The organism is Pseudomonas sp. PDM10, from assembly GCF_014852295.1.
Lineage (GTDB): Bacteria > Pseudomonadota > Gammaproteobacteria > Pseudomonadales > Pseudomonadaceae > Aquipseudomonas.
Genome location: NZ_JACVBJ010000001.1, coordinates 550,681 through 577,420, shown reverse-complemented (window position 1 = coordinate 577,420; position 26,740 = coordinate 550,681). Strand labels below are relative to the sequence as shown.

The window sequence follows — 26,740 nt, the reverse complement described above, 5'->3', positions numbered from 1 at the left end:
ACCGCTCCGATGAGCGGTTTTTCATTTCTTGCACGGAATCACCCAAACAACCAATACCCCAACAACGTAAACACCACCACCGCCAACACTGGTCGCAGCACACGGTAGGCCTTGGGATTGCGACGCTTCCACTGTTTGATCACACCGCTGAACTTGTCGCTGGAGTTCTTGCTCCATGCATAAACATGGTTAATCCCGCCAACACGTTCATCATCAAGATTCTGCGGTGCAGTGGCGCGACCCAAAAAACCACTGACCCAGCGGTTGAGGCGGGTCATCAGGCGGTTGCTCAGCGGTCGTTCGATGTCGCAAAAGAGGATGACCCGAGTCTTGTCGGTTTCATTCTTGACCCAATGCACGTAGGTTTCGTCGAACATCACGTCTTCGCCATCACGCCAGGCGTAGACCTGACCGTCGACGAAGATCCGGCAATCGTCGGAGTTCGGCGTCGACAGCCCCAAGTGATAACGCAGGGAACCGCCGAACGGATCACGGTGCGGGTTGAGGTGGCTGCCGCCTGGCAGCAACGCGAACATGGCGCCTTTGACGTTGGGAATGCTACTGACCAATGCCACGGTTTTCGGGCACAGGGCTTCGGCCGATGGCAGTGGTTTGTCGTACCACTTGAGGTAAAAGCGCTTCCAGCCTTTCTTGAAGAACGAACCGAAACCAGCGTCGTTGTTCTTTTCGGCGGCGCGGATGTAACCCTCGTCGAACAAATGCATCGCTTCGTCGCGGATGACTTCCCAGTTGTCCTTGAGTACATCCAGTTCCGGGAACTTGCTGCGGTCAAGATAGGGTTTGGACGGCACGCTGGAGAACAGGTACATCAAGGCGTTATAGGGTGCGAACAACGCCGAGTGGTTGACGAACTGACGCAAGACCGGCAAACGCGCCTTGCCGCGCAAATGCACATAGAGAGTGCTGCCGAAGAACAGCAACAACAGCGACGCCTTTGCGGCAAGGGAAACGGTCATCAACAACTCCTTGATAGTAGACAACTTTGCATAACGCCATTTACCCGACGTGGCAGCCCGTCATGATAAACATTACCGGCCTCGGGAAACACCCGTGCATTTCAACATTCAGTGTTAAGGATTACGCAATAAAGCACTTCTTAACATAAGGTTCCTGAACGGGGGCTGACCTGAATCAACCCCATCCCACTGGATCAAAAACCGCAACGCCTATTGCTGATTCTCCTGCTCGGTAAACAGATCACTGAACAGCATGCTCGACAGGTAGCGTTCACCGGAGTCCGGCAGGATCACCACGATGGTCTTGCCCTGCATTTCCGGGGTTTCCGCCAGGCGAACGGCCACCGCCATGGCGGCGCCGCAGGAAATGCCGCTCAAAATCCCTTCTTCCTGCATCAGGCGCAGGGCCATGGCCTTGGATTCTTCATCGCTGACCAACTCGACCCGATCGACCATCGACAGATCAAGATTCTTCGGCACAAAACCGGCACCAATACCCTGGATCTTGTGAGGGCTCGGCTTGATTTCTTCACCGGCCATTGCCTGGGTGATGACTGGCGACACCGCTGGCTCCACCGCCACCGAAATAATCGGTTTGCCCTGGGTATTCTTGATATACCGCGAAACCCCGGTAATGGTTCCACCCGTTCCGACACCTGCCACCAGTACGTCGACTGCACCGTCCGTGTCGTTCCAGATTTCCGGACCGGTTGTTTTTTCGTGGATGGCCGGGTTGGCCGGGTTTTCAAACTGTGACGGCATGAAGTAGGCCGCCGGGTCGCTGGCGACAATGTCAGCCGCCTTTTCGATCGCTCCTTTCATGCCCTTGGCCGGTTCGGTCAGTACCAGTTCGGCCCCCAAAGCCTTGAGCACTTTGCGTCGCTCGATACTCATGGACGCCGGCATGGTCAGCATCAACTTGTAACCGCGAGCCGCAGCGACGAACGCCAGGCCGATACCGGTGTTGCCTGAGGTCGGTTCGACGATGGTCATGCCAGGCTTGAGTTTGCCGGTGCTTTCGGCGTCCCAGATCATGTTTGCACCGATCCGGCACTTGACCGAGTAACCGGGGTTACGCCCTTCGATCTTGGCCAGGATGGTCACGCCGCGCGGGGCGATACGGTTGATCTGCACCAGCGGTGTATTGCCGATGGAATGGGCGTTGTCAGCGTAGATACGGCTCATGGCTGGGTCCTTATACAGCGTTAAATAAGCTCTCCAAGGTATGCCTGTTGCCCTTGGTCGTCCAGTCAGTCGAACGTCCCGTAACCGCAGCAGTCAATCGCTTTATACCGCCAGAGATTTGCCGCCATGAAGCGTCGATACAGTTGGCCCCTGTGGACCCTCGCCGGCCTCGTCGTGCTGCTGGTTGCCCTGCACATTGCCCTGCCCTACGTGGTGCGCGACTACCTCAACGAAAGATTGGCGAACATGGGTGACTACCGTGGGCAGATTACCGACGTGGACCTGGCCCTGTGGCGCGGCGCCTACAAAATCAATGGACTGAAAATCGTCAAGGTCAATGGCAAGGTCCCCGTGCCTTTCGTCAACGCGCCATTGATTGACCTCTCCGTCAGCTGGCACTCACTCTGGTACGACCACGCCGTGGTAGCTGAGGCGCAGTTCGACAAACCCGAGGTGAACTTCGTCGACGGCGGTGCCAACAAGAAAAACTCCCAGACCGGTGAAGGTACCGACTGGCGGGCACAATTGGAAAAATTGCTGCCGATTACCCTGAACGAAGTACGGATCAACGACGGGCGGGTCACCTTCCGAAACTTCAATTCAAAACCGCCCGTGAACATGAATGCCACTCAGGTCAATGCCAGCATTTACAACCTGACCAACGTGGTCGATACCAAAGGCAAACGCGACGCTCGCTTCGACGGCAAGGCGCTGCTACTTGGGCACGCACCACTGGAAACCACCGCCACCTTCGACCCTTTTAGCAACTTTGAAGATTTCGAGTTCCGCCTGCGGGCCAAAGACATCGAACTCAAACGCTTGAACGACTTCGCTTCGGCCTATGGCAAGTTCGACTTCAATGCCGGTCACGGTGATGTGGTCATTGAAGCCGAGGCTAAAAAAGCTCAATTGACGGGTTACATCAAACCGCTGCTGAAGGACGTCGATGTGTTCAATTGGCAACAGGACGTGGAAAACAAAGACAAAGGGATTTTTCGCTCCATCTGGGAAGCACTCGTCGGGGGTACCGAGAATGTGTTGAAGAACCAGCCGAAAAACCAGTTCGCCACTCGCGTCCAGCTCAGAGGCAGCGTGCATCAACAAGATATCAGCGCATTCGAGGCTTTTTTGCAGATTTTGCGTAATGGTTTCATCGAGGCGTTCAATGCCCAGTACGAACGGCCGAAACCGGATGCCGGCTAAGACTTGCGTGTGACGGTGTAACGACCGGTTTCTTCCGCCGCCCGCGCCGGGTTCGATTGCTGCTGCAAGAAGTCCCAGCCCAGGCAGGCCAGTGCCAGCGATCGCGGAACAGCTTCACGACCACTGCTGTAGCGCGTGATGCTGCGGGCACTGACCCCCAACGCTTCGGCCGCCTGATTGAGCGGCAGCCCGGTGCGCGCGCGCCAGTCGATGAAGATCCGGGTGTTTTCGTCTACTGCATTTTGTGCGAGAGCATCCAGATACAGGGTGTCTGCGCCGATCTGGATGTCCAGCTCGGGCCACTCGACACTCCAGCCTTCATCACCCAGGGTTGCTCTTTCGAAAGCGACCACCTCCAGCAATGGCTGCAATCCAGGGTAGGCGCGCAGGTCCCGACTCAAATCGAGAGTGAGTTGCTGACCGTCGATAAAGGTCAGCATAAGGCGGTGATCCGGCAACGCCTGCACGGCCGACAGCCGTGGTCGCTTCATGGGTAACATTGTTTCCAATCCTCCAGCAATTGCACCTGATGGGCCCTGACCCACGCCAGCGCTTCCTTGATAATCAGCGGCGGCGCCTTGCCCACCATCACTTCGACGGTTTCCAGGCTGAGCATCACGTCGAGCCCGCCACCGGTCAGGTGAACATGGGGCGGCGGGTGATCCTTCTCGCGTAACTGAATGCGGTATGTATCGCGAAATCGGTATTTAGTAGACATGCCCCGCAAGCTATCGCCAAAATGGCGATAGCTCAATACTGGCTAGCGGCCGAAACTGAGTCAAGATGTGACGCTCCATTCAGAGACTGAATAAGCCGTCTGCGTTCACAGTCGCCCAGGCACCGCGTTATAGTCGGGTACTACAATTATTGCGCCCCGCCCTGCCTCGTTCAGGTCGGCGTTACCGTTCGAGGATTAGCAGATGAAGTTCGAAGGCACCCAGGCCTACGTCGCCACCGATGACCTGAAGCTGGCGGTCAACGCCGCCATCACCCTGGAGCGTCCGCTGCTGGTCAAGGGCGAGCCGGGCACGGGCAAGACCATGCTCGCCGAGCAACTGGCCGAGTCCTTCGGCGCCAAATTGATCACCTGGCACATCAAGTCCACCACCAAGGCGCATCAGGGCCTGTACGAGTACGACGCGGTCAGCCGTCTGCGCGACTCGCAGCTGGGCACGGAAAAGGTTCACGACGTTCGTAACTACCTGAAAAAGGGCAAGCTCTGGGAAGCCTTCGAATCCGAAGAGCGGGTGATCCTGCTGATCGACGAAATCGACAAGGCCGACATCGAATTCCCGAACGACCTGCTGCAAGAACTCGACAAGATGGAGTTCTACGTTTACGAGATCGACGAGACTATCAAGGCCAAGAAACGCCCGATCATCATCATTACCTCCAACAACGAGAAAGAACTGCCGGACGCCTTCCTGCGCCGCTGCTTCTTCCACTACATCGCCTTTCCGGATCGCACCACGATGCAGAGGATCGTCGATGTGCACTACCCAAACATCAAGAAAGACCTGGTCAGCGAAGCGCTGGACGTGTTCTTCGATGTGCGCAAGGTGCCGGGCCTGAAGAAAAAGCCATCGACCTCCGAACTGGTGGACTGGCTGAAGCTGCTGATGGCCGACAACATCGGCGAAGCCGTGCTGCGCGAGCGCGATCCGACCAAGGCTATTCCGCCACTGGCCGGCGCGTTGGTGAAGAACGAACAAGACGTGCAATTGCTTGAGCGTCTGGCGTTCATGAGCCGTCGCGGCACTCGCTGATCCCTCTGTTTAACAAGATAGAGGGCGATAGCCATGCTGCTTAACCTGTTCAATGAAATGCGCGCAGCCAAGGTACCGGTCTCGGTACGGGAGCTGCTCGACCTGATCAACGCCCTGAAACAGCGCGTGACCTTCGCCGACATGGACGAGTTTTATTACTTGTCCCGGGCGATTCTGGTGAAGGACGAAAAGCATTTCGATAAGTTCGACCGGGCCTTCGGCGCCTATTTCAACGGTCTGGAAAAACTCGACGACCACCTTCAGGCCTTGATCCCGGAAGACTGGTTGCGCAAGGAGTTCGAGCGTTCGCTGACCGACGAAGAGCGGGCGGCGATCCAGTCCCTCGGTGGCCTGGACAAGCTGATCGAAGAGTTCAAGAAACGCCTCGAAGAACAGAAAGAACGCCATGCCGGCGGTAACAAGTGGATCGGCACTGGCGGCACCAGCCCGTTTGGTTCCGGCGGTTTCAACCCGGAAGGCATTCGGGTCGGCGATGCCGGCAAACGCCAGGGCAAAGCGGTCAAGGTCTGGGATCAGCGCGAGTACAAGAACCTCGACGATTCGGTGGAACTGGGTACGCGCAACATCAAGGTCGCCCTGCGACGTCTGCGCAAATTCGCGCGCCAGGGTGCGGCGGAAGAGCTGGACATCGATGGCACCATCGACCACACCGCGCGCGATGCCGGGCTGCTGAATATTCAGATGCGTCCGGAGCGGCGCAACACCGTCAAGCTGTTGCTGCTGTTCGACATCGGCGGCTCGATGGACGCCCACGTGAAGATCTGCGAAGAGCTGTTTTCGGCCTGCAAGACCGAGTTCAAGCACTTGGAGTATTTCTACTTCCACAACTTCGTTTATGAATCGGTGTGGAAGAACAACATGCGCCGCACGTCCGAGCGCACTTCGACCCAGGACCTGCTGCACAAATACGGCGCCGACTACAAAGTGATCTTCATCGGTGATGCCGCCATGGCCCCGTACGAAATCACCCAGGCCGGCGGCAGCGTCGAGCACTGGAACGAAGAAGCGGGTTATGTGTGGATGCAGCGGTTCATGGAGAAGTACAAGAAGGTCATCTGGATCAACCCGTATCCGAAAGATACATGGGGCTATACGTCTTCGACCAACATCGTGCGGGACTTGATTAACGACCAGATGTATCCGCTGACGTTGCGGGGGCTTGAAGAAGGGATGCGGTTTCTCTCCAAGTAATTGCTGTTGTCTGTCCTGACGCTATCGCGAGCAGGCTCGCTCCCACAGTTGATCTCCAGCGTGCACATTATTTGTGTACGACCAAAATCCAATGTAGGAGCGAGCCTGCCCGCGATGCTTTTAGCGGTTCACAAACCGCCGCAAATACTCGATCTGCTCCCGATGCGCAACATCCTGCACCACCGGCCTCAACCGCACCTTCGCCCCCGGCAAACACTGCGCCAGTCGCGCCAGGGCCAATGGCGTCAACGCCCCCAATCGCGGATAGCCGCCAATGGTCTGCCGATCATTGAGCAGCACAATTGGCTGCCCGTCCGGCGGCACCTGAACCGCGCCCAGCGGGATGCCTTCGGAAATCATCGGCTTACCCTGATACTGCAACGCCGTTCCCAGCAAGCGGATGCCCATCCGGTCGGCACGACTGTCGAGGGTCCAGATGCTGTTGAACGCGTCAAACGAACTCTGTCCACTGAACTCACCGATCTGGGCGCCGAGCACCAGGTCCAGCGGCGCGTTGAGTTTGAAATCCGGCACCTGTTCGGGCGCCAATTGCCGCAGCAGTAACAGCGAGCTGCCCGAGTAGCTCAACTGCGCATCTTTGGCCAACGCCCGGCCCATACCGTCAAGCCCACCGAGCTCCTCACGGACCACTGTTGCGCTACTGCCCAACACCTTTGGCGCATCAAATCCGCCCGGGGCCGCCAAATATGCCCGGGCGCCAAGTAGCGGCTGAGTGAATTGCAATCGCTGACCTTTGTTCAGCCTGAAACTGCGCCACGGCGCCAACGCCTCGCCATCCACTTGCGCCCCCAGATCCGCCCCGGCCAACGCCAGCACGCAATCCTCTTGGGCCACGACGGTAAACCCGCCGAGGGTGATTTCAATCACCGGTGCACCCAGGCCATTGCCCAGCAACCAATTGGCCCAAGACATCGATCGCCAATCCGCCGCCCCGCCCTGGGTCACGCCCAGATGCCGCACGCCGAAACGGCCAGCGTCTTGCAACAGGCACAGCGGTGTACTCGCTTCTATTGATAGACGGCTCATGCCTGCGCCTCCAACGGCGTGTCATCACCGCCCAGATTGATGAATTCGGCATGGCTGACGGCTTCGAAGCGCACCGTGTCGCCTGGTTGCATCAGGCTGTAGCCGTCGCGTTCACGGTCGAACAATTTGGCCGGGGTGCGGCCGATCAGATTCCAGCCACCGGGGGACACCACCGGATAAGCAGCGGTTTGCCGTTCGGCGATGCCGACACTGCCCGCGGCCACCTTTTTACGCGGAGTGTTCAAACGCGGCGCGGCCAACGCTTCTTCCACCAGCCCCATGAAGGCGAAACCCGGCGCGAAGCCCAAGGCGAACACCTGATATTCGCGCGCGCTGTGGCGGCGGATCACTTCATCCACGGCCAATCCGCTGCGCTGGGACAATAGGCTCAACTCCGGGCCAACGCTCAAGTCATACCAGACCGGCAACACATGACATTTGCCGCGGGTGCAGGCGTTGGGCGACAGATCGATCAAGGCCTCGGCGATCAACTCCCGAGCCTGGGCCGGACTCAACGCGGTCAGGTCGTAATGCACCATCAACGTCGTATAGGACGGCACCAGATCGATCAGATGCCCGGCGAATGCAGCACGCAGACTTTCACTGGCGGCGAGCATCCACGGCATGTTGGCCTCGCTGATCTGATCAAACAGACGGACCATCAAACAATCCAGCGCCACCACTTCTACCCGCAGGTTCATGGCGCGCTCTGCTGATCAAGTGCTTCGCGAATACGCCGTACGGCGGCTACCGAACTGGCATTGTCGCCGTGTACGCAAAGAGTATTGGCTTGCAAGTGCAAGGCACTGCCATCGCTGGCCGTGAGATTGCCGCCACGGGCAATGGTCAGGGCTTGTTCGATGATTGTCTCGGGATCGTGATGCACTGCGCCTGGCAGTTGCCGCGAGACCAGCATTCCCGCGCTGTCGTAAGCGCGATCGGCGAAGGCTTCGAACCACAGGGTCACGCCGTATTCATCGCCCAATCGCTGGGCTGCGCTGTTGTCGCGAGTGGCCATCAACATCAGCGGCAACTCACGATCATAGGACGCCACGGCCTGAAGCACCGCGCGCAATTGCGCCGGGTTGGCCATCATGTCGTTGTACATCGCGCCGTGTGGTTTGACGTAACTCACCCGCGCGCCCTGAGCCCGGCAAATGCCGTCGAGGGCGCCGATCTGGTAATGCACAATGTCCTGAAGTTCCTGGGCGGTGTAGGCCATGGAACGGCGGCCGAAGCCGACCAGATCCTGATACGCCGGATGTGCGCCGATCTGCACGCCATTGCTCAAGGCCAGGCTGACAGTCTTGCGCATGATGCTAGGGTCGCCGGCGTGGAAGCCGCAGGCGATGTTGGCGCAATCGATGAAGGGCATGACCTCGGCGTCCAGACCCATGGTCCAGTTGCCGAAACTCTCGCCGATGTCGCAGTTCAATAGCAGGCGGCTCACGGTGAACACTCCTGTAAGTTTTATTCTTTACTATCTGTAAGGCATTTGCCCGCAGATTATCAGTTGCTGTGCATTAAGTTACTGGGCTTCGAGTTGCTTGCCACGGGTTTCCGGCAGGCTCAGGGCCGCAAGAATCACCACCCCGTAGGACACCGCCGCAAAAGCACCGATTCCCACACTCAATGGCACCTTCTGGCTCATCAAACCGATCAACAGCGGGAACAATGCCGCCAGCGCCCGGCCGATGTTGTAGCAAAAGCCCTGACCCGAACCGCGAATCCGCGTTGGAAACAACTCGGTCAAAAACGCGCCCATGCCACTGAAAATCCCCGAAGCGAAGAAGCCCAGAGGAAAGCCTAGCCAGAGCATCACGCCATTGCTGACCGGCAATTGGGTGTAGAGCAGAACAATGGTGAACGAGCCGACCGCGAACAGAATGAAGTTCTTTTTACGCCCGAGGATGTCAGTCAAATACGCGCTGATGACATAGCCAACGTAGGAACCGATGATCACCATCGCCAGATAACCACCCGTACCGAGTACGCTCAACCCGCGTTCGTTCTTCAGAAAGGTCGGCAACCAGGAGGTGATCGCGTAGTAGCCGCCCAGAGCACCGGTGGTCAGCACCGACGCGCGAATTGTGGTGAAAAGGATGCCGGGAGCGAAGATCTCGTAGAATTTTGCCGGGTTGCCGGGTTCTTGCTTGGCCTTGGCTTCGCGATAGATTTCCGGGTCCTTGACCAGTCGACGGACGAAGATCACAAAGATCGCCGGCACGATGCCAAGGATGAACAGTGCGCGCCAGGCGTCTTCCGGCGGCAGTACCGAGAACAGCAGCGCATACAAGATCGCCGTCAGCCCCCAACCCAATGCCCAGCCGGATTGCACCATGCCAACAGCCTTGCCGCGGTCCTTGGCGCGAATCACTTCACCCATCAGCACCGCGCCAGCGGTCCATTCGCCGCCGAAACCGAAGCCCATCAGCGTGCGGCTGATCAGCAGTTGTTCGTAGTTTTGGGCGAAACCGCAGAGGAAGGTGAAGAAGGCGAACCACAGCACGGTGAGTTGCAAGGTGCGTACGCGACCGATGCGGTCGGAGAGAATCCCCGCCACCCAACCGCCGATGGCCGAGGCGATCAGGGTGCTGGTGTGAATCAACCCGGCCTCGCCGGTGGTGATGCCCCACATCGCAATCAGGGTCGGCACCACGAAGCTGAGCATCTGGGTGTCCATGCCGTCCAGGCCATAGCCGATCTTGCAGCTCCAGAAGGTGCGGCGCTCCTGCTTGTTGATATTGTGGTACCAGTCGAAAGGTCCTGGACGAACCGTGGCTTTGGGGATGTCGAGCGTGTCGGGCGCACTCATGGCAAATCTCCGCGCTAATTTTTATTGGTATTGTTCTGAGCCCCGACGACGCCTATCGTGGGAACCGGATGACCTGATTTTTGGGCTCCCTGCCCTGCTGCGTCCAACTAATAAAAACCCGCTCTAGACATAAGAAAAATTTGTCCTTATGAACCTGAAGTTTCTCGAGACCTTTGTCTGGGTCGCCCGACTCAAGAGTTTTCGCCTGACGGCAGACAAGCTCTTCACCACCCAGGCGTCGATTTCCAGCCGCATTGCCGTGCTTGAAGGCGAGCTCGGGGTGAAGCTGTTCCTGCGCGATTCACGCGGCGTGAGCCTGACGCCCGAAGGCTTGAAAGTGCTCGAGTACGCCGAGCAAATGATGGACACCATGCAAGCCCTCAAGCAGTCGATCGAAACCCGCTCGAGCAAGGTCGGACGGGTTCGCATTGGCGTGATGGACACGGTCATCCATACCTGGTTGAGCCCGTTGGTGGCGCAAATGATGGATCACTATCCGCTGGTGGAAATCGAGTTAGTGGCCGATACCGCGCTCAACCTCTGCGATCAGCTGCAAAAAGGCTTTCTCGATCTGATCCTGCAAACCGACCTGTTGCGTCAGGAAAGCGTGCGCAGCCTTGAGCTCGCCAGTCACCCGATGGGCTGGATTGTGGCTACGAATTCGATCTACAACCGCGAGTATTCCGGCATTGCCGACCTGGCGCGGGAACGGATCATTACCTATTCGAAAAACTCCCATCCGCATCAGGAGATTCTCGCCCTGATGCAAGCCAACGGCATCTTGACGCCACGGTTGAACTGCGTGAACTCGGTATCGGCGATCACCCGGTTGCTGCGGGATGGTTTCGGTATTGGCGCGCTGCCACCGGTGCTGGTCGCCGAGGAACTGGCGCGGGGGGAGTTGACCTTGCTGGCCATCGATCAACGGCCACCGAATTTGCAGGTGGTGGTGTCGTGGCGGGTTGGCGTGGAGTGGGTCGAAGAAATCGTGGCGTTGTGTCAGCAGGTGTTGGACGGGTATGCGAAGAAGGTGGGTGAGAACTACATCGTCCTAGCCCGCTGAACACCGCCCCCCTGTGGCGAGGGGGTTCACCCCCGTTGGGTCGCGAAGCGGCCCCAAAACCAGACGCCTCGATGTATCAGGTAAACCGCGTGTGCCGGTTTTACGACTGCTGCGCAGCCGAACGGGGGTAAACCCCCTCGCCACAGAGATCGCGTAACCCCCTTACAACCCGCGCACATCCCGATCTTCGATCGGCCGGCTCTGGCGCAAGCGTTTGCCGCCCAGCACCACCCAGTCGATCAGACGGAACAGGCATTCAATGCCGAACGACAACAGCATCGCCCCGCTCATGCCCCAGATCATCGCTTCCGGCGTCAGCAGGATCTGGTAGCTGTAGCCATTCCAGGTTTCCTTGCGAATATCCGGATCGGCGGCCAATGCCACTTGCAGGAAGCGGATGTACCACGGCCCCTGCATGGCCTGGAACTGTTTATCGAGGGCCAGTTGACGGGTCAACAAGGTGCTCAGGCTGTCGGCATCGCTGCGAAAGATCGGGTCTTCGCTGGCGCGGTAATGGGCCACCAATGCCTGCATGTCACCCTTGAAGAACTGATTCGCCGTGCCCTGAAAACCGCTCAGGCCGGTCTGCGCCTCAATCAGATGCGCTTCGATGCGCTTGGCATAGTCGTTGATGAATCCCGGCACCTGGACACCGATCAACAGGCCCGCCGCGAACAACACCAGCCGTAGATAACTGAGCAACATGAAGGGAAATCCTTATTCGGTCTTGCCCTGGCTGACGCATTCACCGCGTCGCCAGAGGCTCCATTGGCCCGGTTCGTAGCGGGTCCAGGTTTCGTTTTCGGTCAAGGGTTCGGTGGCGATCACCGTGACCACGTCGTTGGGCGTGGTTTCGGCCTGGAAATCGACGATCACATCGACGTCCTTCAAGCGCGCCGGGCCGAAGGGCGCGCGACGGGTGATTTGCGCCAGCTTGGTGGAGCAATAGCAGAACAACCAGTCGCCATCGCTAAGCAGGCAGTTGAACACGCCTTTGCTGCGGTATTCAGCGCAGGCGGCCACCAGGTCTGGCAGCAGTTCTTCGACCTCGACCGGTTCCGGGAACGCTGCGCGCACGCGGTTGAGCAGATCGCAGAACGCCGCTTCGCTGTCGGTATCGCCGACCGGGCGGTAAAAACGCTTGATCGGTTGAAAGTCCGAGAGCTGGCCGTTGTGGGCGAAACACCAGTTACGGCCCCACAGCTCACGCACAAACGGATGGGTATTGGACAGGCAGACCTTGCCGACGTTGGCCTGGCGGATGTGCCCGATCACCACTTCGCTCTTGATCGGATAGCGCTGCACCAGGTTCGCGACCTCGGACTCACAGCTCGCCGCCGGGTCCTGAAACAGGCGCAGGCCACGGCCCTCGTAAAAAGCGATGCCCCAGCCGTCACGGTGCGGACCGGTGCGGCCGCCGCGCTGCATCAGCCCGGTGAAGCTGAACACGATATCGGTCGGCACATTGGCGCTCATGCCCAATAACTCACACATGCTCGGATTCTCGCTCAAAGGCAGGGGCAGGTTACAGTCGCGGTTCGACCCGCATTCGCTGAGGGTTGCTCGGCACCGGTGGACGACCGTAACGATCATCGCCCGCACCGCCGAAGGGATGATCCTCTTCAGAATCATCGGACCTGGCCGCAGCCTTGGCAGCGGCAGCCTGTTCCTTGCGAGCGTTCGACGCACGTTCGATAGGGAAACGGATCGCCACAAATACCAGGTAAATGCCGAAGGCGATCATGCCGTACATGAACAGGTCGGAAATTGCGCGCCAGGCGTTGTTGCCGACCTTGAACAATAGATCAAGGGCAGTAATGGCGATGGCCGGGGCAACCTTTTCCTTCACCGGATCAATGATGGTCGGGCTGAACAGCAACACAGCAACCAATAGCCGCAGCGGCTCACGCAGCCAGCGCCACATCCAGCGGGTGATACGCATCCACACCAACAGGCAGCCCAAAGCGGCGAAGGCGTAGAGGCCCCAAGCGATCAGATAGTCGTTCTCGGTCATGGTGTCCATGGCAAGGCAGGCAAAGAGGCGCTTATAGTAACGACTTTTCGCACGTCAGGCTTGCTCCAATGCCAGTGTAGGAGCCGAGCTTGCTCGCGATGGCGATCTGTCAGGCACATCAATATTGACCGTGCCGCCGACATCGCGAGCAAGCTCGGCTCCTACAATGCCGTCTGCGAAGCCCTTATTCTGTACATTGTTCGAGAGTCCTTCATGCCCCTATCCGTCAACGTTTCCGACGCTCCCATCGCCCACAAGGCCGAAGGCGACGACCCGTATGCCTGGCTGCAGGAGCGCGACACCGACGCGGTGCTCGACTACCTGAAAGCGGAAAACCGCTACCAAGAGGCGCAAACCGCCGATCAGGCCGGGTTGCGTGAAACCCTGTTCGAAGAGATCAAGGCCCGGATTCTCGAAACCGACCTGTCCTTGCCCTCCCCTTGGGGTCCGTACCTGTATTACACGCGCACCACGGCCGGTGATGAATATGCCCGTCACTACCGCTGCCCGCGCCCTGCCGATGACAGCCTGCAGCTCGACGAAAGCCAGGAACAACTGCTGCTGGACCCCAATGAACTGGCCAACGGCGGCTTCTTTTCCTTGGGTGCCTTCAGTATCAGCCCGGACCACCAGCGTCTGGCCTACAGCATTGACGCCACGGGTGATGAGATTTTCACGCTGTTCGTGAAGGAATTATCCAACGGCCGTGTCAGTGAACTGGAATTCCAGGATTGCGACGGCAGCATGACCTGGGCCAATGACAGCCTGACGCTGTTCTTTGGCGAACTGGACGACACCCATCGCCCGCACAAACTGTTCCGCTATCGGCTGGACGGTACGGCGGCCGAAGAAGTGTTCCATGAGCCGGACGGTCGATTCTTCATGCATTGCTACCGCTCCAGTTCCGAGCAGCAATTGCTGCTGTCCCTTGGAAGCAAGACCACCAGCGAAGTCTGGGTGCTCGACGCGTTCCAGCCGCAACAAGCCTTTACTTGCATCGCACCGAGGGTTGAAGACCACGAGTACGACGTCGACCACAGCGCGCTCGACGGTCAATGGACCTGGTTCATTCGCACCAATCGCGACGGCATCAACTTTGCCCTGTACCACGCCGTAGACACCGGCGTGGCGCCGACCGAGGCCGACTGGCAGAACCTGATCCCGCACAGCGACACGGTGATGATCGAAGGCATGAGCCTGAATACCGGCGCCATGACCCTGAGCTTGCGTGAGGGTGGCTTGCCGATCATCGAAGTTCATCCGCAAGACCTGCCGAGCTACCGCGTGCAATTACCGGATGCGGCCTACAGCCTTCATGTGCAGAACAGCCTGGAGTTCGTCAGCGACAGGATCCGCCTGCGCTATGAAGCGCTGAACCGTCCGGCGCAAATCCGCCAACTGATACTGGGCAGCGGCGAGCAGAAAGTCCTCAAGGAAACCCCGGTGCTTGGCCCGTTCGACGCCGACGCCTACGTCAGTCAGCGCCTGTGGGCGACGGCACCTGACGGTACGAAAGTGCCGATCAGCCTCGTCGTCAAACGCGAAGCACTCGGCAAGCCGACGCCGCTTTATCTGTACGGCTATGGCGCTTACGGCGAAAGCCTCGACCCGTGGTTCTCCCACGCCCGCTTGAGTCTGCTGGACCGTGGCGTGGCGTTCGCCATCGCTCACGTGCGTGGCGGCGGTGAACTGGGCGAAGCCTGGTATCGCGCCGGCAAGCAGGAACATAAACACAACACCTTCAGCGACTTCATCGCCTGCGCCGAACACCTGATCGCCAATGGCTTCACGACTTCACAGCAACTGGCGATCAGCGGCGGCAGCGCCGGTGGCCTGCTGATCGGCGCGGTGCTCAATCAGCGGCCGGAGTTGTTTGCTGCTGCGATTGCCGAAGTGCCGTTCGTCGACGTGCTGAACACCATGCTCGACCCGGACCTGCCGTTGACCGTCACCGAATACGACGAGTGGGGCAATCCTGAAGAACCGGACGTCTATGATCGGATCAAGGCCTACGCCCCGTACGAAAACGTCACCGCACAAGCTTATCCGGCGACGCTGGTGATCGCCGGCTACAACGACAGTCGCGTGCAGTACTGGGAAGCGGCCAAGTGGGTGGCGAAATTACGCGCGACCAAAACCGACGCAAACCCCCTGCTGCTCAAGACCGAATTGGGTGCCGGGCACGGCGGGATGAGCGGTCGTTATCAGGGATTGCGTGACGTAGCACTCGAATACGCATTTGTTTTCAAGGTTTTGGGCATCGCCTGAGGAACTTGGCCCGGCGTGTCGGTCTTAACACCGAACACCGGGCCCGAGGCGACACAACTCCACTGTGGGAGAGCCTGCTCGCGAAAGCGGTCGATCAGTCGACATTGATGTTGAATGTACTGGCCTCTTCGCGAGCAGGCTCGCTCCCACAGGGATTGGGGACGTCCAGAAAACCGGAACCAGACACAAGAAAAAGACCGTGACGACATGTCAGAACCGACCTTACTGAACAACGAAATTCGCGACTGGCTGATGGACTGTGGCCTGTTCGATCAACTGCTGCCGGCGGACTTCGCCGCGGCCTCGGGCTACTTCAGCATCAGCACCATTGCTCAGGGCGAAGAGATTTTCCATGAGGGCGATGCCGGCAGCTTCATGTGCATCATCCATACCGGCCAGGTGGCGGTGCAGAAAACCAACAGCGACGGTCACCTGGTGACCATGGCAACGTTGCGCAGCGGTCGGGCGTTCGGCGAAATGGCCGTACTCGACGGCGAACGCCGCTCGGCCAGTTGCGTGGCCGCGAGCAATTGCCAGTTGCTCAATCTGGGCAAGGATTCGCTGGAAAAGATGCTCAACGACGCGCCGAAAATCGCCGCCAAAATCATCCGCGCCCTCGCCGTTTCCCTCTCCAAACGCCTGCGCATGGCCGATGGGCAACTGCTCTCGCAGCAGGTTTAACCGCCGGGCGGTTTGGCTTTCGACGGGGTTTGCTCCGGCACCGGCAGTGGCTGGTCCTTGGTCGGCGGGCTAGGCATTTCAATCGGCACCAACGGCGGGCCGCCACTGCCGGGCCCGACCTTGGGCACGCTGGTCGGGGTGATTTGCGGGTACGGTGTCGGGGTCGCGGTGCCGGGCGAACCGGGCAGCGGCGCAGGGCTAGTGGGGGTGGTTTGCAACTGCTGGGCCTGCACTGCAGTTATCGAGAGCGCGGCCAAGGCAATGACCGTTAGAATGATGCGCTTCATCAATGGCTCCGTTGGCCTTTTTGTGTTTTTGCAGGCTACTCCCAACGGCGCGTGTTTGCCTTCTCCCTCTTATGCCAATTTCTCCTCAAGTGAGTCCCATGAAACGTTTCGTTCTGCTCGACACCGCTCCAATTCCTGAAAATGGCGGTGCCTTGTGCCTGTTCGAATACGGTGAGGATTTCGTCATCAAGATCCAGGGCGGCGACGGCGGGCAACTGATGAACACCCGCATGCACGGCTCGGAAGACGCTCTGGCGGAGATCCCGTGCCGTAAAGTGGCCGGCCGGCCGAATTCGCGCGTGCTGATCGGCGGCCTGGGCATGGGCTTCACCCTCGCCTCGGCCCTCAAGCATTTGGGCAAGACCGCTGAAGTGGTGGTCGCGGAACTGGTGCCGGGGGTGGTGGAGTGGAACCGTGGCGCGCTGGGTGAGAAAGCCGGGAACCCGCTGCTGGACCCGCGCACGGTCATTCGCATGGAAGACGTGGCCAACGTCCTGCAAGCCGAGCCACAAGGTTTCGATGCAATCATGCTCGACGTCGACAACGGCCCCGAAGGCCTGACCCAGAAGGCCAACAGCTGGCTCTACTCCGCTGGCGGCCTGAGCGCCTGCGCCAAGGCCCTGCGGCCTAAAGGCGTGCTGGCCGTCTGGTCCGCGAGCGCTGACCGACAGTTTTCCGACAAACTGAAGAAGGCCGGCTTCAAGGCCGAGGAAGTCCAGGTCTTCGCCCACGGCAACAAAGGCACCCGTCACACCATCTGGATTGCCGAGAAGCTCAAGGGCTGAGCTAAACTGCGATTAATACCGTCATTAGTCTTTTACAAAGGTGAACCCATGAGTTCGTCAACACCTACTAACACGTCGAAACTGGACCGCATCCTTGCCGACAACCAGCGCGACAAGGAAATGGGTTACCGCGACAAGGCCCTGAAAATGTACCCGCACGTGTGCGGTCGCTGCGCCCGTGAGTTTTCCGGCAAGCGCCTGAGCGAACTGACCGTGCACCACCGCGACCATAACCACGACAACAACCCTCAGGATGGCTCGAACTGGGAATTGTTGTGCCTGTATTGCCACGACAACGAACACTCGCGGTACACCGATCAACAGTATTTCGGTGAAGGCTCGCTGAGCTCGCCGAAAATCGCCAAGGCGACGCACAACCCGTTTGCCGCGTTGGCCGGCTTGATGAAGAAAGAAGACTGAAGATCTTCAGTGCTACTGATCGTTCCCACGCTCTGCGTGGGAATGCAGCCCGGGACGCTCCGCGTCCCTTTCACAGCCGAACGCGGAGCGTCCGTTGAGGCATTCCCACGCAGAGCATGGGAACGATCACTGCCCGCCCTCCCCCAATCCCCGTATAATCGCCGTTTTTTCCCCGAAGGCACCCCGCTCGTGGCAGACAAACGGTACAGCTGCATTGGTTTGTATAACCCCAAATCACCGGAGAACGTCGGTTCGGTGATGCGCGCCGCTGGCTGTTATGGCGTGGCGTCCGTGTTCTATACCGGCAAGCGTTATGAACGCGCCGCCGACTTCGTCACCGACACCAAGCGCGTCCACTACGACATTCCGCTGATCGGCATTGACGACCTGAAAAAAATCCTGCCGCTGGGCTGTGTTCCAGTCGCTGTGGAACTGGTAGAAGGTGCCCGTTCGCTGCCGGAATACACCCATCCGGACCGCGCGCTGTACATCTTCGGCCCGGAAGACGGCTCGCTGGATAAAGAGATTCGCGACTGGTGCGAAGACGTGGTCTACATCCCCACCACCGGTTGCATGAACCTGGCGGCCACCGTCAACGTCGTGCTCTATGACCGCATGTCCAAGGGGCTCAACACTCGTTCCGGGGCAAAGTTTCGCTGATTCAGCACATATCCGATGGAACAAGCCGCCCGCCTCGGCAGTCAGCTTAATTATCTATTCTTGAAGCAGTCATTCCAGCCAGGAGACAGATCATGAGCGAACTCAAACGCGTAGAACGCATCGAATCCACCCCGTTCCAGACTCACACGGAGCAGAACGTGCAGGGTTGGGAACGTATCGGTTCACTGGCCGGCGGCGTGGTGATGCTCGGCAAGGGCCTGCGTCGCGGTGGTGTGTTCGGGTTGATTCAAGTGGCGATCGGCGGTGTGGCCCTGGCGCGTGGTATTACCGGGCACAGTTCGGCGAAAAGCCTGCTGGAGAAAAGCCGTCAGGACATGAACAACGTGCGGGCGAAGATTCAGCGGGCGGGTGAAGAGCTGAACCGGTTGAAGGCGAATGCCGAAGCGGCGACCAATACCGCTACCGTGACCGGTAATGATTCGTTGAAGTCGCCTAAAACCGGGGTTTAACCCGAGATTTTCATTGAGGCGTAGGGCCCCTTCGCGAGCAGGCTCGCTCCCACATTGGAATGCGTTCACCTGTGGGAGCGAGCCTGCTCCGGGCGGCGCTCCGACGATGGCGGTGTTACTGAAGTAACTCGGTATCGAGGACTTTGGAGGACTCGCCAATCACGCTTTCGGCCAGTTGAACAAACTCCTTGGTATCCACACTCTGCAAATGCATCGCCCCGCGCAACACATCATCCAGCGAACGCTTGTTGCGGGTCTTCAGGCGAATCTCGCGATCCAGTTCCTGCAATAACACGACCGCTTTCGACACCTGCGCCGGGCTGGCCTGATCACCACGCAAGGTCGTGACCTTCTGGCTGTCCTTGGCCAACTTCTTCTGCAAACTCTCATACCGCTCATCGCTCATGCCGCCGGCACGGCGCACCAGTTCGATGGCGTAATACTCGGCAAATCCTTCGCTGATCCAGTCACTGCGCTGCTGGTCGTTGATCCGTCCGAACACCTGCGCCAATTCCCGTACCAGTGCACTGGTGCCGCTTTCGCTGACCAGCGGCAGACGCGTGTTCAGATAGATCGATTCGTGAGCGCCCAGACTGCCACGCCACATCGGGTCATTGGCACCGACGATCAACAGTTTGACGGGATGACGGGGATACACCGCCTGCACTTGCGGCCAGACAAAGGTCAGCAGCGTCAGCACATCCATGCGGTGCATGCCCTGGCCCTGAGGCGAGGCGACGGTGACTTCGGTTTCCCCAAGCCGCGTGCGACGGCTACCGAGGCGGCCAGCGAGCATCCAGCCCGTGGGCCGGTCGAACAAGCGAGAAACGTTATCGACCCGGAATTTGTTCTTGCCGATTCGCGGCCAGGCAGTTTCAACGCTTTTCCAGCCGGTGGGCAATTCGAATTCAAGGCGTGAAACCAACTCGATGCCGTCCTGCTGATCGAGTTTGGCCGCCGGCACCAGATCATCGCCGCGCATCAGCGCCCACGTTGGCGTCATGCGCGTATCGAAGCTGCCGCTCTTGCGCCCTTGGCTGATGCGTACGCGGTAGGTCAGGCTGGCCTTGTCGGCGGCCGGACGCCAGACACCACGGGTCTGCTTGCCCGGCGTGAACTGCCATTGGCCGTCGGCCTTGAAATCGCTGTATTGGCTACCGTCGCCCAGGTCAAAATCCAGGCTGCGTACTGCCGAACCCTGGGCCAGAGTCAGTCGCACTTCAGCCTGATCGCTTTGCGGCAACAGGCGCACGTGGTAATCCAGATCAACCTTCTTCACCGCCCACACGGGTGAACTCAGGGCCAAAAGCCCAAAGGCCAACGCAAGCCGCCATCCCACAGCCATACACACTCCTTGTGGCGAGCGAGCTTGCTCGCGCTGGGCTGCGTAGCAGCCCTAAATTCTAGTAATCACTACCCATTTTGTGAGTGGGAATTAACCCGCCCGAAAAATCAGATGGTCTTCCCAATCGTCTTCGGCCACGCTGCCTTCGGCGAGCATGCGCCCGGACTGGGAAATTCGCTCGTGATGCACCGCATCGCGATCACCGCACACCAGATGGTGCCAAAGCGGCAGGTCCTTACCTTCGCTGACCAGTCGATAGCCGCAGGTCGGCGGCAGCCACTTGAACTCATCGGCCTTGCCGGGCGTGAGCTGGATGCAATCGGGGACGAAATCGCGGCGGTTCGGGTAATCGGTGCACTGACAGGTTTTCAGGTCCAGCAGTTTGCAGGCGATACGCGTGTAGTAGACGCTGTTGTCGTCTTCATCTTCGAGCTTTTGCAGGCAGCACAGGCCACAGCCGTCGCACAGCGATTCCCATTCCTCTTGATCGAGTTGATCGAGGGTTTTGCGTATCCAGAACGGTTCGACTTTGGCGGCCATGGCTCAAGCATCAACATCAGGTGGTGAAAAGGCCGCCAGTCTAGTGCCAAGGCCCTTGTGGGCCAAGCGTTGGCGACTGCCGGTAAAACGAGCTTGTCAGTTATTGCGCCGCCCAGTAGGGTTTTGCGTCGCCCCATTCTTTCAAACGTAGCAAGGAATCACTTGATGAGCGCTAATCCACGCGTTGCCGACTATGCCATCCACCCTCAGTTCACCGACCGCTGGTCGCCCCGCGCCTTTACCGGCGAAAGCATCCCGGAAGAAACGCTGCTGAGCTTCTTCGAAGCCGCGCGCTGGGCGCCATCGGCGTACAACTCGCAGCCTTGGCGGTTTCTGTATGCGCGTCGCGACACGCCGAACTGGGAGCGTTTCCTGGGCCTGCTGAATGAGTTCAACCGCGGCTGGGCGCAGCATGCCTCGGCACTGGTAATCGTGATCTCGAAAACCACCTTCGCGGTACCTGGCGCCACCGAAGAAACCCCGGCCTTGTGGCACACCTTCGACACCGGTTCCGCTTGGGGCCATCTGGCGCTGCAAGCGAGCATCAGCGGCTGGCACACCCACGGCATGGCCGGTTTCGACCAGGACCTGACGCGCAAGGAGCTGAACATTCCAGAGGGTTATGCGCTGCACGCAGCGGTGGCGGTGGGCAAACTGGGCGACAAGGCGACGCTGGCGGAGTACCTGCAAGCGCGTGAAGAGCCAAGCCCACGTCGTCCGCTGAGCGAGTTGGCCGCAGAAGGCGACTTCACCCTCTAAGCGCGCTGAACCCGATCGTTCCCACGCTCTGCGTGGGAATGCCGCCAGGGACGCTCCGCGTTCCGCTTTGAGATGTGACGCAGAGCGTCACCGGATGCATTCCCACGCAGAGCGTGGGAACGATCATCGGTGTAATTCAATACCCACGATTGAAATCCACTTCCCCACGCAATGCCTCACCCGCCTGATACGCCCGCAGGTTCTCGACAAACAGGTTCACCATCATCGATGGCGAGGTCGGTGCCGAGCTGTGGCCGGTCAGCAGCAGGCCCCAGGCGGTCCAGAACGGATGACGTTGCGGTAGCGGCTCCTGGCGGCAGACGTCAATCACGGCTCCGGCCAGATGCCCTTCTTTCAAGGCCTCCACCAGGTCCGCATCGACCACTGCCACGCCACGCCCGACGTTGATGAACAACCCGGTCGGTTTGAATTGCTTGAACAGCGCCGCGTCGTACAGGTCGTGGGTGTTGGGTGTATTGGGCAGCAGATTGATCACGTAATCCACTTCACCCACCAGACGCGGCAGATCAGCCAATGCCCCGACTTCGACAAACGGCGCCTGCTCGCGGGCTTCGCTGGCGATGCCGTACAACTCGACGCCAAACGGCAGAAGAAACTGCGCCACGGTCTGGCCGATATCACCGGTGCCAACGATCAACACTTTGCGGCCGGCCAGGCTTTGGCCCTGGCGACTGTCCCACTTGCGCTCGACCTGGCTGACCAGCCGCGGCAGTACTTCGCGCTCGTGGCCGAGCATGTAGGTCAGCACGTATTCGGCCATAACCTGACCGAAAATCCCCACCGCCCGAGTCAGGCGATAGTGACGTGGCAAGCCGTCGGCCAGCAGCGGCGTAATGCCCGCCCAGGTCGATTGCAGCCATTGTGGCTCGTGGCCCTGACGCAGCAAGGTCGCCAGCAAGTCCGGCTGACCGAGCCAGATCGGACAATCAGCGGCCTGGCTGGCCAGTTCGGCGGAGTCGCCGCTGGTCAGCACTTCCAGGTCGGGCGCTGCTTGACGCAACAGCTGGGCGTACACCGGGTGGTCGTGTTCAGCAATCAGCACGCGCATGGTTCAAACCTTTCAAAAACAGAGCAGTCGGCCGCCGATGGAGTAACGCTCCATCGGCCTGGCCATCGCCAAAATCATTCCAGTGTTTCATAAAGGCTCTGAACAGAACCTGTCTGCCGGTCACATCGGGTCGTTGCGGCGCAGCAATTCTTCCGGCAAGTGTTCGATGTATTCGTCTTCGGCCGGCGGCATTTGCAAGTGGTAACCCTGCTTCTCAAGGTTTTCCAACACCACGGTGATGTCCTCGCGCGACAGTTTGCGCTCCGGGGTCAGCACCAGGTCGAAGGCGTGATGCGGTTTGCCGAAGGCGGCCATCAGACTTTCCGGAACGCGCTCCAGTGCATCGCTTTTGAGCACATAGAGGTACATCTCGTTTTTCTTCAAGCTTCGATAAATGGAACAAATACGCTTCAAGGCTGTTCTCCGGCGGTGGCCAGGCTGTCGAGCAGCGCCTGGCCCATCAATTCGCGGCGCCAGCCACGCAGCGAATCAGGCAATTGGTAGGGGCCGTTGGGATAGCCGCTCTTGAGCAGCGCTTCCAGGGTTTTCTTGCGCAGCATCAGCTCCGGCGCAATGTTCAGGCGCTCGGCTTCGGCCTGGCCGATCGCACGCAGCTGTTTGACCAGTGCGGCGGCGTCCACCGGCAAAGGCTCCGGCACTGCTGGCGGCCATTGATCTGGCGACACACTGCCAGAGCGTTTGATCAGATCAAGCAGAAACTCGCCGTCCTGACGCACGGTGCGCGGGTGCATGTCTTCGATTTTCGCCAACGCGCCAAGGTTGTCCGGCTGAGTCCGCGCCAGCGGCCACAGGGAATGCTCCCGCACGATGCGGTTGCGCGGCAGATCACGGGCGCGGGCTTCGCGCTCGCGCCAGGCGCACAGTTCACGCAATACAGCGAGCTGGGCGCGGGAAAGCTTCCAGGCCAGCTTGGCTTCGCGATAGACCTCATACGGATCAACTTCACGGCGCAGGTTGGCCACCAGCTCGGCGCCGTCTTCCAGGACCCAGGCGTACTTGTCGTCAGACAGTTTCGGACGCAGCTGTACAAAAACTTCCGCCAAGTGCAAGGCATCTTCGGCGGCGTAGCTGATTTGGGTGTCGGAAAGTGGACGTTGCAGCCAGTCGGAACGGGTCTCGCCCTTGGGCAGGTCGATGCCGAGCACTTCCTGCACCAGCCGCGAATAGCCCATGGAAAAACCGAGATTCAGGTAAGCGGCGGCCAACTGAGTGTCGAACAGCGGCACTGGCAGGCTGCCGGTCAGGCGCAGCAGGACTTCGAGGTCTTCGCTGCACGCATGGACGACTTTGACCACGGCCGGGTTTTCCAGCAATGCGGCCAGAGGCTGCCAGTTGTCGATGCTCAGCGGGTCAATCAGGTAAGCGCGTACGCCATCGCCGATCTGCAGCAGGCCTGCAATCGGATAAAAGGTGTCGACCCGCATGAATTCGGTGTCGAGGGCAACGAATGGCAGCTGCTGCCATTCGGCGCAAAACTGACCGAGGCTATCGTTGTCGCGAATCCAGTGAATATCGATGGCCACACGGCTCTCCCTTGAAGAATGGCGCGCAGTATATATCGCCCCCGGCGATTTCCTCGCATCCACTGAACAAGAGCTTTAGCGAAAATGCCTGCCGAACAGCAAGAAATGTCTGATAAGCGGAGACTAGCCGGCCTTACGCAGTACGTAGACGCGCATCCGCGCACAGCCGGGCAGGAAGTCCTGATGACTGAGCAAGCGCAAACCTGCGCGCTTGAACTCGGCTTCCACCTCGGCCTTGCTGACCAACGGTCGGACCGGAACGCCCTGTACATCTATGCGCCGGCCTTTGAAATGAGCATCGACCCGTACCGCCACAATCACCGTATCGCGACTGACCCGATGGAATTCCTTAAGCATGGCCAAACGATGCTCAGGGCAGGCGATGTGTTGAAACAGTTGCATGCAAAAAATGCAGTCAACCGCATTCGCCGACAAGCCAATGGTGAACGCTGAACTCTGAAAGGTCTTGACCCGCTCCAGCAAGTTCTGCGGATGGTGGGTGCGGGCATGATCGAGTATGTCCTGCGACGGGTCGGCCGCGAGAATCACCCGGTTTGCATGCTCAGCCAGTACCGGCCAGTAGCGCCCGACACCGCAGGCCAAATCAAGCACCAACCCCGGTTCGCCGGCAGCCTTGAGCGCGTTGCGCACCAGTTGCTCGTCACGCCAGAACGTCAACCGCCCGGCCAGGCCACGGGGGCGCGGCTGAAGACAGACGCGGGCGTGCTCCTGATCGTAGCGCCGGGCGATCTCAAGCTCGATGGCGGATGGGGATTGAGCAGACATGTGCAATGGTTCTCGGGGGAAAAACGCTAACCGGCCGCAGGTTAGCGACCGGTGCGTGGAAAAAAGGTTGAAGCACTCACTCTTTGGCCAACACACCGTCGGTCACCGCACCGCGACACCCGGCAAACATATCCAGGTCCTGGTTGTAGACCTTGCTCTTGACCTCCAGCAAACCGAGCATCGAATGGAACAGGTTGTCCTGGCTCAAGGGTTTTTCGCGGCTCTGTTGCAGGCAATTAGCGTCCACCGAGTACGACTTTTGATAGCTGTCGGAAAACCAGGCCAGCATCGCGACATGTTTTTGTTGTTCCGGCGCGAGCATGTAAGGCGTGCCATGCAGGAACAAGTTGTACTCACCCAGGGATTCGCCGTGGTCCGACAGATAGAGCATCGCGGTGTCGACTTTACCCTGATTGCTACGCAACAAATCGATCAGGGTGGACAGCACGTGGTCGGTATACACCAGGGTGTTGTCGTAGCCATTGACGATACTTTCGCGGCTGCAATTGTTCAGGGCGTTACTTTCACAAACCGGGGTGAAGCGCTCGTACTCTTTCGGGTAGCGCTTGAAGTATTCCGGACCGTGACTGCCCATCTGGTGCAACACCAGTACCGTGTCTTTATCCAGGGTATCGATGAAGTGCTGCAAACCCTGCAGCAGGATTTCATCGCGGCATTCGCTATTGGCGCACAGTACCGGGTCTTTCAGGTTACTGACGTCGTCGAGGGTGACCCGATCGCACGTGCCTTTGCAGCCCGATTGGTTATCGCGCCAGATCACATCGAGACCCGCGCGCTTGAGCACGTCCAGCAGGCCTTCCTGGTTTTTTGCCTTGCTGGCGTTGTAATTCTTGCGGCCCATGTCGGAGAACATGCACGGCACCGACACCGCTGTTTCCGTCCCGCAGGAATGCACATCGGTAAAAGCGATCAGGCCGGCTTCTTTACTCAGTTTGGGCGTAGTGTCACGGTCATACCCCAGGATGCCGAAGTTCTCGGCCCGGGCACTTTCGCCCACCACCAGTACGGTCAGGGATTTGCGGCCGTGGGTTTGCAAGGCGGGATTTCGCTGGGCATCTTCGCCCAGTTTGACGAAGGGTTGCCGCGCAGAGACGACCTGCTCACGCAGATAGCCGGCCGAGGCACCGATGTAGTTGCTCGGCACCACCATCAGGCGCAACTCATGGTGATTGCGAAACAATGAGGACAAGCCTTGATAGTTAACCAGTGCGACCCCCCCGATCACAGCAACCGATGCGACACTCACGAGAACTTTACTGAGTAGCTCACGGTGCCAGCGACGGTAACTAACCGGCGTCTTCCATAACAAAAAAGACGGCAAAACACCGAGCAAAACAATATAAACAAGCAACTTGATCGAGAGTAAGTCACGCACTTCCGTCGCATTGGTTTGCGCAAAGTTACGCAACATCCCGGTGTCAATCAAAACACCGTATTGGGCCATGAAATACGCCACCCCGGCGCTGATCATAAAGATCAGGGTCAAGACCGGTTTGAGCACAGGCCGGAACGCCAGTAGGGTCAGCACAATGTTGAAGGCAGCCAGAATCATCAAGCCGAACGCCACGCGCATGACGATGCCTTGGCCGTCAGATGACGTGATCTCAAACAGGTGTTGCCAGAGAACAAGGTTGCAGCCCGTTAATAGGAAGGCACTGGCAATCAGTGTTACCCACTCGGGCCGCACGGCTTTAATCTTCAACATTATGATCGGTTGTTCCTGAAAAGAAGCGCCTTCGGCAAATGTGAAAATTTCATTTACCGTGACAGCACTAATTTTAGTCAGCCAACCATCAATATTTTGTGAAAAAGAAGCCAACGAT

At 59.0% G+C, this 26,740-nt stretch carries 30 protein-coding genes; 11 read left to right on the top strand and 19 right to left on the bottom strand.

The genetic code is table 11. From position 1 onward, the window contains the following. Nucleotides 1–38: 38 nt before the first annotated feature. Nucleotides 39–977 (bottom strand): aspartyl/asparaginyl beta-hydroxylase domain-containing protein, encoded by a 939-nt coding sequence (locus IB252_RS02780; RefSeq protein WP_008153168.1) that lies wholly within the window; start codon nucleotides 975–977, stop codon nucleotides 39–41. A 210-nt stretch (nucleotides 978–1,187) separates the two neighbouring features. Then, nucleotides 1,188–2,162 carry a cysteine synthase A gene (gene cysK / locus IB252_RS02775; protein WP_192406657.1) on the bottom strand — a complete coding sequence of 325 codons (975 nt, stop codon included), beginning with the start codon at nucleotides 2,160–2,162 and terminating at the stop codon, nucleotides 1,188–1,190. Between the two features lie 126 nt (nucleotides 2,163–2,288). Between cysK and IB252_RS02770 the strand changes: the two genes are divergently transcribed. Beyond that, nucleotides 2,289–3,365: a DUF748 domain-containing protein gene (locus IB252_RS02770; protein ID WP_192406656.1), complete on the top strand. Its 1,077-nt coding sequence runs from the start codon at nucleotides 2,289–2,291 to the stop codon at nucleotides 3,363–3,365. On the opposite strand, the gene IB252_RS02765 is transcribed toward IB252_RS02770, so the two are convergent. Continuing rightward, nucleotides 3,362–3,865 (bottom strand): DUF2442 domain-containing protein, encoded by a 504-nt coding sequence (locus IB252_RS02765; RefSeq protein WP_192406654.1) that lies wholly within the window; start codon nucleotides 3,863–3,865, stop codon nucleotides 3,362–3,364. The genes IB252_RS02770 and IB252_RS02765 overlap by 4 nt on opposite strands. Continuing rightward, complete coding sequence (locus IB252_RS02760) at nucleotides 3,853–4,083, bottom strand: DUF4160 domain-containing protein (RefSeq protein ID WP_165934043.1); 231 nt, start codon at nucleotides 4,081–4,083, stop codon at nucleotides 3,853–3,855. The genes IB252_RS02765 and IB252_RS02760 overlap by 13 nt, the downstream gene beginning before the upstream one ends. A gap of 202 nt (nucleotides 4,084–4,285) precedes the next feature. Between IB252_RS02760 and IB252_RS02755 the strand changes: the two genes are divergently transcribed. Both IB252_RS02755 and IB252_RS02750 read left to right on the top strand, forming a co-directional pair. Next, entirely contained in the window at nucleotides 4,286–5,131 is an 846-nt protein-coding gene (locus IB252_RS02755; protein ID WP_008153159.1) for an AAA family ATPase, read from the top strand. Nucleotides 5,132–5,164: 33 nt separating this feature from the next. Further along, nucleotides 5,165–6,343, top strand: a complete 1,179-nt coding sequence (locus tag IB252_RS02750) for a vWA domain-containing protein (RefSeq protein WP_008153157.1) — start codon at nucleotides 5,165–5,167, stop codon at nucleotides 6,341–6,343. 120 nt (nucleotides 6,344–6,463) lie between these two features. Here the strand turns inward: IB252_RS02750 and IB252_RS02745 are convergent, their stop codons facing one another. From IB252_RS02745 to IB252_RS02730, 4 genes are all read right to left on the bottom strand, one after another. Continuing rightward, nucleotides 6,464–7,390 carry a biotin-dependent carboxyltransferase family protein gene (locus IB252_RS02745; RefSeq protein WP_192406653.1) on the bottom strand — a complete coding sequence of 309 codons (927 nt, stop codon included), beginning with the start codon at nucleotides 7,388–7,390 and terminating at the stop codon, nucleotides 6,464–6,466. Next, nucleotides 7,387–8,091, bottom strand: coding sequence for a 5-oxoprolinase subunit B family protein (locus IB252_RS02740; protein ID WP_192406651.1), 705 nt, complete (start codon nucleotides 8,089–8,091; stop codon nucleotides 7,387–7,389). Before IB252_RS02740 ends, IB252_RS02745 begins: the two co-directional genes overlap by 4 nt. Further along, nucleotides 8,088–8,840, bottom strand: a complete 753-nt coding sequence (locus IB252_RS02735) for a 5-oxoprolinase subunit PxpA (protein WP_111450796.1) — start codon at nucleotides 8,838–8,840, stop codon at nucleotides 8,088–8,090. Before IB252_RS02735 ends, IB252_RS02740 begins: the two co-directional genes overlap by 4 nt. Nucleotides 8,841–8,918: 78 nt before the next feature. Further along, the gene (locus IB252_RS02730) at nucleotides 8,919–10,205 is read right to left on the bottom strand and encodes an MFS transporter (protein ID WP_111450797.1); all 1,287 of its coding nucleotides are present in this window, start codon (nucleotides 10,203–10,205) and stop codon (nucleotides 8,919–8,921) included. 148 nt (nucleotides 10,206–10,353) lie between these two features. Between IB252_RS02730 and IB252_RS02725 the strand changes: the two genes are divergently transcribed. Further along, a complete protein-coding gene (locus IB252_RS02725; protein WP_111450798.1) occupies nucleotides 10,354–11,268 on the top strand; it encodes a LysR family transcriptional regulator in 915 nt (304 codons plus the stop codon). A 162-nt stretch (nucleotides 11,269–11,430) separates the two neighbouring features. On the opposite strand, the gene IB252_RS02720 is transcribed toward IB252_RS02725, so the two are convergent. Genes IB252_RS02720 through IB252_RS02710 form a run of 3 tightly spaced genes read right to left on the bottom strand, consistent with a single transcriptional unit; the run spans nucleotide 11,431 to nucleotide 13,291 of the window. Beyond that, the gene (locus IB252_RS02720; RefSeq protein ID WP_192406650.1) at nucleotides 11,431–11,973 is read right to left on the bottom strand and encodes a DUF2937 family protein; all 543 of its coding nucleotides are present in this window, start codon (nucleotides 11,971–11,973) and stop codon (nucleotides 11,431–11,433) included. A 12-nt stretch (nucleotides 11,974–11,985) separates the two neighbouring features. Beyond that, on the bottom strand, nucleotides 11,986–12,762 hold the full coding sequence (locus tag IB252_RS02715) for a class II glutamine amidotransferase (protein WP_192406648.1): 777 nt from the start codon (nucleotides 12,760–12,762) through the stop codon (nucleotides 11,986–11,988). A 31-nt stretch (nucleotides 12,763–12,793) separates the two neighbouring features. Continuing rightward, entirely contained in the window at nucleotides 12,794–13,291 is a 498-nt protein-coding gene (locus IB252_RS02710; RefSeq protein WP_192406647.1) for an MFS transporter, read from the bottom strand. Between the two features lie 204 nt (nucleotides 13,292–13,495). Here IB252_RS02710 and IB252_RS02705 point away from each other — a divergent pair, with 204 nt between their 5' ends. Together IB252_RS02705 and IB252_RS02700 are read left to right on the top strand one after the other, a co-directional pair. Next, entirely contained in the window at nucleotides 13,496–15,550 is a 2,055-nt protein-coding gene (locus tag IB252_RS02705) for a S9 family peptidase (protein ID WP_192406645.1), read from the top strand. A gap of 207 nt (nucleotides 15,551–15,757) precedes the next feature. Further along, complete coding sequence (locus tag IB252_RS02700; RefSeq protein ID WP_033053557.1) at nucleotides 15,758–16,231, top strand: cyclic nucleotide-binding domain-containing protein; 474 nt, start codon at nucleotides 15,758–15,760, stop codon at nucleotides 16,229–16,231. Here IB252_RS02700 and IB252_RS02695 read toward each other — a convergent pair. Continuing rightward, the gene (locus IB252_RS02695) at nucleotides 16,228–16,518 is read right to left on the bottom strand and encodes a hypothetical protein (protein ID WP_192406644.1); all 291 of its coding nucleotides are present in this window, start codon (nucleotides 16,516–16,518) and stop codon (nucleotides 16,228–16,230) included. The genes IB252_RS02700 and IB252_RS02695 overlap by 4 nt on opposite strands. 98 nt (nucleotides 16,519–16,616) lie before the next feature. Here IB252_RS02695 and IB252_RS02690 point away from each other — a divergent pair, with 98 nt between their 5' ends. From IB252_RS02690 to IB252_RS02675, 4 genes are all read left to right on the top strand, one after another. Continuing rightward, nucleotides 16,617–17,303 carry a spermidine synthase gene (locus IB252_RS02690; RefSeq protein WP_111450806.1) on the top strand — a complete coding sequence of 229 codons (687 nt, stop codon included), beginning with the start codon at nucleotides 16,617–16,619 and terminating at the stop codon, nucleotides 17,301–17,303. A gap of 48 nt (nucleotides 17,304–17,351) precedes the next feature. Then, complete coding sequence (locus IB252_RS02685) at nucleotides 17,352–17,723, top strand: YajD family HNH nuclease (RefSeq protein WP_111450808.1); 372 nt, start codon at nucleotides 17,352–17,354, stop codon at nucleotides 17,721–17,723. Nucleotides 17,724–17,912: 189 nt separating this feature from the next. Further along, nucleotides 17,913–18,383: an RNA methyltransferase gene (locus IB252_RS02680; protein ID WP_008153126.1), complete on the top strand. Its 471-nt coding sequence runs from the start codon at nucleotides 17,913–17,915 to the stop codon at nucleotides 18,381–18,383. A gap of 92 nt (nucleotides 18,384–18,475) precedes the next feature. Next, nucleotides 18,476–18,853, top strand: a complete 378-nt coding sequence (locus tag IB252_RS02675; RefSeq protein WP_192406642.1) for a DUF2892 domain-containing protein — start codon at nucleotides 18,476–18,478, stop codon at nucleotides 18,851–18,853. A gap of 115 nt (nucleotides 18,854–18,968) precedes the next feature. Here IB252_RS02675 and IB252_RS02670 read toward each other — a convergent pair whose 3' ends face one another. Both IB252_RS02670 and IB252_RS02665 read right to left on the bottom strand, forming a co-directional pair. Further along, nucleotides 18,969–20,198 carry a hypothetical protein gene (locus tag IB252_RS02670; RefSeq protein WP_192406640.1) on the bottom strand — a complete coding sequence of 410 codons (1,230 nt, stop codon included), beginning with the start codon at nucleotides 20,196–20,198 and terminating at the stop codon, nucleotides 18,969–18,971. 90 nt (nucleotides 20,199–20,288) lie between these two features. Continuing rightward, complete coding sequence (locus tag IB252_RS02665; protein ID WP_007898698.1) at nucleotides 20,289–20,738, bottom strand: YcgN family cysteine cluster protein; 450 nt, start codon at nucleotides 20,736–20,738, stop codon at nucleotides 20,289–20,291. 165 nt (nucleotides 20,739–20,903) lie between these two features. Here IB252_RS02665 and IB252_RS02660 point away from each other — a divergent pair, with 165 nt between their 5' ends. After that, complete coding sequence (locus tag IB252_RS02660) at nucleotides 20,904–21,497, top strand: nitroreductase family protein (protein ID WP_008153118.1); 594 nt, start codon at nucleotides 20,904–20,906, stop codon at nucleotides 21,495–21,497. Nucleotides 21,498–21,633: 136 nt separating this feature from the next. Here IB252_RS02660 and IB252_RS02655 read toward each other — a convergent pair whose 3' ends face one another. The 5 genes from IB252_RS02655 to IB252_RS02635 form a co-directional block, all read right to left on the bottom strand. Further along, entirely contained in the window at nucleotides 21,634–22,566 is a 933-nt protein-coding gene (locus tag IB252_RS02655) for a D-2-hydroxyacid dehydrogenase (protein ID WP_111450813.1), read from the bottom strand. Between the two features lie 120 nt (nucleotides 22,567–22,686). Beyond that, nucleotides 22,687–22,980, bottom strand: coding sequence for a YcgL domain-containing protein (locus tag IB252_RS02650; protein ID WP_007898694.1), 294 nt, complete (start codon nucleotides 22,978–22,980; stop codon nucleotides 22,687–22,689). Next, nucleotides 22,977–24,110, bottom strand: coding sequence for a ribonuclease D (gene rnd / locus IB252_RS02645; protein WP_192406639.1), 1,134 nt, complete (start codon nucleotides 24,108–24,110; stop codon nucleotides 22,977–22,979). Before rnd ends, IB252_RS02650 begins: the two co-directional genes overlap by 4 nt. A 123-nt stretch (nucleotides 24,111–24,233) precedes the next feature. Next, entirely contained in the window at nucleotides 24,234–24,896 is a 663-nt protein-coding gene (locus IB252_RS02640) for a class I SAM-dependent methyltransferase (RefSeq protein WP_111450815.1), read from the bottom strand. Nucleotides 24,897–24,972: 76 nt separating this feature from the next. Further along, nucleotides 24,973–26,622, bottom strand: coding sequence for a phosphoethanolamine transferase (locus IB252_RS02635; protein ID WP_192406637.1), 1,650 nt, complete (start codon nucleotides 26,620–26,622; stop codon nucleotides 24,973–24,975). Nucleotides 26,623–26,740 lie beyond the last annotated feature (118 nt).

What these genes read in the sequence shown, in the direction of transcription:
- IB252_RS02755 (WP_008153159.1), top strand. Translation starts at nt 4,286, where the DNA reads ATGAAGTTCGAAGGCACCCAGGCCTACGTCGCCACCGATGACCTGAAG.
- IB252_RS02760 (WP_165934043.1), bottom strand. Translation starts at nt 4,083, where the DNA reads ATGTCTACTAAATACCGATTTCGCGATACATACCGCATTCAGTTACGC.
- IB252_RS02780 (WP_008153168.1), bottom strand. Translation starts at nt 977, where the DNA reads ATGACCGTTTCCCTTGCCGCAAAGGCGTCGCTGTTGTTGCTGTTCTTC.
- IB252_RS02720 (WP_192406650.1), bottom strand. Translation starts at nt 11,973, where the DNA reads ATGTTGCTCAGTTATCTACGGCTGGTGTTGTTCGCGGCGGGCCTGTTG.
- IB252_RS02750 (WP_008153157.1), top strand. Translation starts at nt 5,165, where the DNA reads ATGCTGCTTAACCTGTTCAATGAAATGCGCGCAGCCAAGGTACCGGTC.
- IB252_RS02690 (WP_111450806.1), top strand. Translation starts at nt 16,617, where the DNA reads ATGAAACGTTTCGTTCTGCTCGACACCGCTCCAATTCCTGAAAATGGC.
- IB252_RS02665 (WP_007898698.1), bottom strand. Translation starts at nt 20,738, where the DNA reads ATGGCCGCCAAAGTCGAACCGTTCTGGATACGCAAAACCCTCGATCAA.
- IB252_RS02765 (WP_192406654.1), bottom strand. Translation starts at nt 3,865, where the DNA reads ATGTTACCCATGAAGCGACCACGGCTGTCGGCCGTGCAGGCGTTGCCG.
- cysK (WP_192406657.1), bottom strand. Translation starts at nt 2,162, where the DNA reads ATGAGCCGTATCTACGCTGACAACGCCCATTCCATCGGCAATACACCG.
- IB252_RS02740 (WP_192406651.1), bottom strand. Translation starts at nt 8,091, where the DNA reads ATGAACCTGCGGGTAGAAGTGGTGGCGCTGGATTGTTTGATGGTCCGT.
- IB252_RS02660 (WP_008153118.1), top strand. Translation starts at nt 20,904, where the DNA reads ATGAGCGCTAATCCACGCGTTGCCGACTATGCCATCCACCCTCAGTTC.
- IB252_RS02670 (WP_192406640.1), bottom strand. Translation starts at nt 20,198, where the DNA reads ATGGCTGTGGGATGGCGGCTTGCGTTGGCCTTTGGGCTTTTGGCCCTG.
- IB252_RS02640 (WP_111450815.1), bottom strand. Translation starts at nt 24,896, where the DNA reads ATGTCTGCTCAATCCCCATCCGCCATCGAGCTTGAGATCGCCCGGCGC.
- IB252_RS02730 (WP_111450797.1), bottom strand. Translation starts at nt 10,205, where the DNA reads ATGAGTGCGCCCGACACGCTCGACATCCCCAAAGCCACGGTTCGTCCA.
- IB252_RS02700 (WP_033053557.1), top strand. Translation starts at nt 15,758, where the DNA reads ATGTCAGAACCGACCTTACTGAACAACGAAATTCGCGACTGGCTGATG.
- IB252_RS02695 (WP_192406644.1), bottom strand. Translation starts at nt 16,518, where the DNA reads ATGAAGCGCATCATTCTAACGGTCATTGCCTTGGCCGCGCTCTCGATA.
- IB252_RS02745 (WP_192406653.1), bottom strand. Translation starts at nt 7,390, where the DNA reads ATGAGCCGTCTATCAATAGAAGCGAGTACACCGCTGTGCCTGTTGCAA.
- IB252_RS02715 (WP_192406648.1), bottom strand. Translation starts at nt 12,762, where the DNA reads ATGTGTGAGTTATTGGGCATGAGCGCCAATGTGCCGACCGATATCGTG.
- IB252_RS02635 (WP_192406637.1), bottom strand. Translation starts at nt 26,622, where the DNA reads ATGTTGAAGATTAAAGCCGTGCGGCCCGAGTGGGTAACACTGATTGCC.
- IB252_RS02705 (WP_192406645.1), top strand. Translation starts at nt 13,496, where the DNA reads ATGCCCCTATCCGTCAACGTTTCCGACGCTCCCATCGCCCACAAGGCC.
- IB252_RS02655 (WP_111450813.1), bottom strand. Translation starts at nt 22,566, where the DNA reads ATGCGCGTGCTGATTGCTGAACACGACCACCCGGTGTACGCCCAGCTG.
- IB252_RS02675 (WP_192406642.1), top strand. Translation starts at nt 18,476, where the DNA reads ATGAGCGAACTCAAACGCGTAGAACGCATCGAATCCACCCCGTTCCAG.
- IB252_RS02685 (WP_111450808.1), top strand. Translation starts at nt 17,352, where the DNA reads ATGAGTTCGTCAACACCTACTAACACGTCGAAACTGGACCGCATCCTT.
- IB252_RS02770 (WP_192406656.1), top strand. Translation starts at nt 2,289, where the DNA reads ATGAAGCGTCGATACAGTTGGCCCCTGTGGACCCTCGCCGGCCTCGTC.
- IB252_RS02725 (WP_111450798.1), top strand. Translation starts at nt 10,354, where the DNA reads ATGAACCTGAAGTTTCTCGAGACCTTTGTCTGGGTCGCCCGACTCAAG.
- IB252_RS02710 (WP_192406647.1), bottom strand. Translation starts at nt 13,291, where the DNA reads ATGGACACCATGACCGAGAACGACTATCTGATCGCTTGGGGCCTCTAC.